The sequence below is a fragment of the Saccharothrix lopnurensis genome, from assembly GCF_042658445.1.
Lineage (GTDB): Bacteria > Actinomycetota > Actinomycetes > Mycobacteriales > Pseudonocardiaceae > Actinosynnema > Actinosynnema lopnurensis.
The window spans coordinates 280-583 of the sequence record NZ_JBHSQO010000121.1 but is presented as its reverse complement, the minus strand read 5'-3'; the positions used below and the strand labels follow the sequence as shown (position 1 = coordinate 583).

Here is a 304-nt window from a genome sequence, read left to right as displayed (position 1 = left end):
CACTGGCAGAGCATTACGCTGACTTGACGGGACGGCGCTTCCCTACCCTCATGCCCGCCTCCCAGGAATCGACCCAGGTGCTTATCGTGGACATAATCCTTTACTCATAAATTGGCACTGTTGCAAAGTTAGCGATGAGGCAGCCTTTTGTCTTATTCAAAGGCCTTACATTTCAAAAACTCTGCTTACCAGGCGCATTTCGCCCAGGGGATCACCATAATAAAATGCTGAGGCCTGGCCTTTGCGTAGTGCACGCATCACCTCAATACCTTTGATGGTGGTGTAAGCCGTCTTCATGGTATTA

The 304-nt window shown here is 49.7% G+C and carries 1 pseudogene; it reads right to left on the bottom strand.

The annotated features are described in order from the left end of the window. Window positions 1–165 precede the first annotated feature (165 nt). Window positions 166–304: pseudogene (locus ACFP3R_RS37630) on the bottom strand (IS6 family transposase); the annotation flags it as partial.